The sequence below is a fragment of the Pseudoalteromonas sp. Isolate6 genome (assembly GCF_022398435.1).
Classification (GTDB): Bacteria; Pseudomonadota; Gammaproteobacteria; order Enterobacterales; family Alteromonadaceae; genus Pseudoalteromonas; species Pseudoalteromonas galatheae.
Genome location: NZ_JAKEVK010000312.1, coordinates 1 through 3,458, shown reverse-complemented (window position 1 = coordinate 3,458; position 3,458 = coordinate 1). Strand labels below are relative to the sequence as shown.

Annotated in this window: 5 protein-coding genes; 1 reads left to right on the top strand and 4 read right to left on the bottom strand. The window is 41.1% G+C overall.

Annotated features, from left to right (window positions below; genetic code table 11):
• Positions 1-46: 46 nt before the first annotated feature.
• Genes L1D50_RS22250 through L1D50_RS22240 form a run of 3 tightly spaced genes read right to left on the bottom strand, consistent with a single transcriptional unit; the run spans position 47 to position 2,149 of the window.
• Positions 47-481: an acyl-CoA thioesterase gene (locus L1D50_RS22250; protein WP_010372783.1), complete on the bottom strand. Its 435-nt coding sequence runs from the start codon at positions 479-481 to the stop codon at positions 47-49.
• Positions 478-1,302: a M23 family metallopeptidase gene (locus L1D50_RS22245; protein ID WP_128728108.1), complete on the bottom strand. Its 825-nt coding sequence runs from the start codon at positions 1,300-1,302 to the stop codon at positions 478-480. The genes L1D50_RS22250 and L1D50_RS22245 overlap by 4 nt, the downstream gene beginning before the upstream one ends.
• Positions 1,295-2,149, bottom strand: coding sequence for a 6-carboxytetrahydropterin synthase (locus L1D50_RS22240; RefSeq protein ID WP_239966864.1), 855 nt, complete (start codon positions 2,147-2,149; stop codon positions 1,295-1,297). The genes L1D50_RS22245 and L1D50_RS22240 overlap by 8 nt, the downstream gene beginning before the upstream one ends.
• 240 nt (positions 2,150-2,389) lie before the next feature.
• Between L1D50_RS22240 and fabA the strand changes: the two genes are divergently transcribed.
• A complete protein-coding gene (gene fabA / locus L1D50_RS22235; RefSeq protein ID WP_010372774.1) occupies positions 2,390-2,905 on the top strand; it encodes a 3-hydroxyacyl-[acyl-carrier-protein] dehydratase FabA in 516 nt (171 codons plus the stop codon).
• Between the two features lie 78 nt (positions 2,906-2,983).
• On the opposite strand, the gene rmf is transcribed toward fabA, so the two are convergent.
• On the bottom strand, positions 2,984-3,154 hold the full coding sequence (rmf, locus tag L1D50_RS22230) for a ribosome modulation factor (protein WP_010372771.1): 171 nt from the start codon (positions 3,152-3,154) through the stop codon (positions 2,984-2,986).
• Positions 3,155-3,458 lie beyond the last annotated feature (304 nt).

The following is a 3,458-nucleotide window of genomic DNA, read 5'->3' as shown; positions in this document are numbered from 1 at the left end:
GGCTTAGCCCYATATTTGCTTCATAGATAGATTATTAAAGATAAAACTAGCTATCAAAGCCATTTAGCATCTTGTCACAAACCACAGGAGTTGGCCTATGATTGTCATCCACGGCAACAAAGGTAAAACTGCCTGTAATTGCTAAGTGTTTATCATCTTTGTGCATTCTTTCAAGGTAAATTTCAACATCAACCTTTAAGCTAGTATTACCAACATGCACCACTTTCGATACTAATTCCGCAAAAGTACCTGCCGGAATTGCCTCTTTGAAATCAACTCGGTCTGAAGAGATCGTTACCAAGGGTTTGCGACAAAAACGCGTTGCAGCAATAAAGGCAACTTCGTCCATCCAAGCCAGAGCGTCACCACCAAATAAGGTGTTGTGATGGTTAGTACGGCCCGGGAATACAGTCTTTGTTACGTGTGTGATTGAGCTTTTAATGCGTTGCTCAACGATGGCTTGTCTTTGTTCGTCTGTCATTTTTGTACTGCTTTATCCGCTAGTGTATCATTCATAAGTAGAGCTGGGTCGAGTCGCTCCCCGAACCAATTAAAGCGCCAATCCAAATGCGGGCCTGTTACCCTACCCGTTGCGCCAATTTCTGCGATTTTATCGCCTGTTTTTACTGTATCACCAACTTCAACGTCCAGTTTACTCAGGTGGATATACGTAGAAGTAATTCCATGACCGTGGTCAATAATCAAAGTGCCGCCACTGTAGTAAAGATCTGGATTTGCAAACACCACTTTACCCGATACCGGCGCTAAGACTGGTTCACCGGTTTTATTTGCGATATCCAAACCAAAGTGTGGGCGTCTTGGCTCACCATTAAAATATCTTTGACTACCATAAACGCCTGAAATACGGCCCTTCGCAGGTCTAAAAACAGGGTCTTTAAAGAATAATAAATCCGAATTACCTTGCCTTGCTTTTGATACGGCTTGTGCTTCTTCACGTATGCGCTTTAGCACCGACTCTGGTGGCGAAACATACTTCTTAGCAACACCTGTGATCTTGTCTATATCGTAATCTCGTTTCGTGATCACTATCGCTTGGCGATGCTTTTGACCATCATCAGATTGCCAACTCAAAGTATGGTTAAGTTCTGCGTCACGGCCAAAACCAAACACAAAATAGCCATCTTTAGAGCGCTTTAATTTGGTCTCGTTTAGTTTTATCTCAGTTGCATTTTCAAGCTTGCCGACGACTAAGCCACCTTGTGTAAGGTTACCTTTTAATTCAAGCGCCTCAGCAAATAATGTAGTGCTCGCAAGCAATATGACAATTGCACGTTTAAGCATACGCAATCGCTCCTTTTCCAACCCCTTCGTACGCCCTTACTTCAACCTTATCATGTGGGTTTTTCAGCTTTATTTGGCCAGCAAGATACTCCGCAATACATTCAACTGTTGTATCACAAGGTAATATATCGCAACGTGATTTGCTGACCGCCAACTCAAAATATCCCTGCGACGAGGTATACGCGAACGCATAATCTTTATCTTGAGCGGTTACATACTTAAGCAAACTAGGATCAATTAAATCTTCTTCACTACCAAGATAAATATCTTGCCATTTATCCGCCCATTGTTTTTGTAATCTAGGCATGCTGATATCATTTAGCTTCACACCAATCAATGAGCGGTGACCATGAATAATACGTTGACAGTTACCATCGTGTTTCTTTAAGCCATGGCTATAGTGATAATAGAAGCCTGTAGCGGCCTCTGGGCGCAGTGTTATATCTAAATCTTTCACGTTTTCAGGCATATGCGGCATAATAACAGACTTAAGGTAAGCGATTGCATTGGCTGCATTGATTTCATCCCCTTCCACTACACAGACCGCTTCTTCCGGTGCATTCATGGCTAAGTGATTTCCATCAAATTGCATATCAAATCCAAATCGGCCTTCACTGTGCTTTGCATTACACACAAGCCCGCTGGGTACCGCTAATTTATGGTCCAGCTTTTCATCAATAATACGTTTGATTTGCTTTTTAACTTTTGCAAAGTCTAACACCATAGACTCTTCGTTTAGCTCACCATGCAACACAATATCGGTGATCCAACTTTCACCTACCGCACCACGACGTGGGCAAAGGTACGAAAAATCAATTACGGTCAAAGAGTCAACAAAAAGGAGCATAGATCACCTAAAATAGCCTGCTAAAAAATCATCCCAGATTATAATGATTTTCACATTATAAATCGCCCCTAATTGGAACTGATTTGCATTTAATCTCTTCAACTTTTTGAAATTTAATCAAATAGACATATCTTTAGCGCAAAATTTACAAGTCTCCGTACGCTTTTTAACTGTTCGGAGTTGTTTAGCGTACATCTGTACGCTAAAGTAGCGTCAATTTGCAAGCTAAGAAGAAGATTTATGGAACCGAAGAACAGCTATACAAAAGAAGAACTTATTTTATGTGGTCGCGGAGAAATGTTTGGTGAAGGCAACTGCCGCCTACCTAGCGACAACATGTTAATGATGGATCGCATCGTTCAAATTAATGATGACGGTGGTGAGCATGGTAAAGGTCAAATTATTGCTGAACTCGACATCAATCCTGATCTGTGGTTCTTCGATTGCCACTTTAAAGGTGATCCAGTAATGCCTGGTTGTTTAGGTCTGGATGCAATGTGGCAATTAGTTGGCTTCTTCCTTGGTTGGTCTGGTGGTCCTGGTCTTGGCCGTGCACTCGGTGTGGGCGAAGTAAAGTTTACGGGTCAAATCTTACCAACTGCTAAAAAAGTGACTTATCGCATTGAAATGAAGCGCGTTATCAAACGTAAGCTATTTATGGGTCTAGCAGATGGTATCGTCGAAGTTGATGGTCGTGTGATCTATGAAGCAAAAGATTTGAAAGTAGGTCTTTTCCAAGATACCAGCGCATTTTAACTTTTGAGCTATTATCGTTTAATAGCTTTAAAAACACACAAAGCCCCATTTGGGGCTTTGCTCTCCTAAAATTCGGTATCAGGTTTTAAAGATGTTGCGATTATCCATCGCTTCTCGCCATCCGCCTAACCATTCTGATCTGTGTTCTACTTGTTGATAGGGACAATTTTCTTTCGACCGACCGGCTAATCCTGCCTTAAATCCTTGTGAATGTGCTCTTTCTAAACGGTCTCTTTTCTGTCTCTTCATAGGTAATATCCTCACCTTTTTCTCGTTCAGCATTAGCGTTTCTAATACTGCGTAGTTCAAACTTAAGCGAACGTCATTCAAAACGAAGATAGTGACTTACGATGTAATGACAATTCGTACTAACAATTTAAATTAAAGATTTTATTGAGAAAAGTTAAACACGAGCGACATCGTAGATTATACAGATGCGCTACTTACCGATGAGATTTGGCCAAACCCATACCTTCAATAAATCACATCTCAGCGAGTCATGCAACGATCAGAAATGTAATTCTTGTACAGCTGAGCACAAAAAGCATAATTA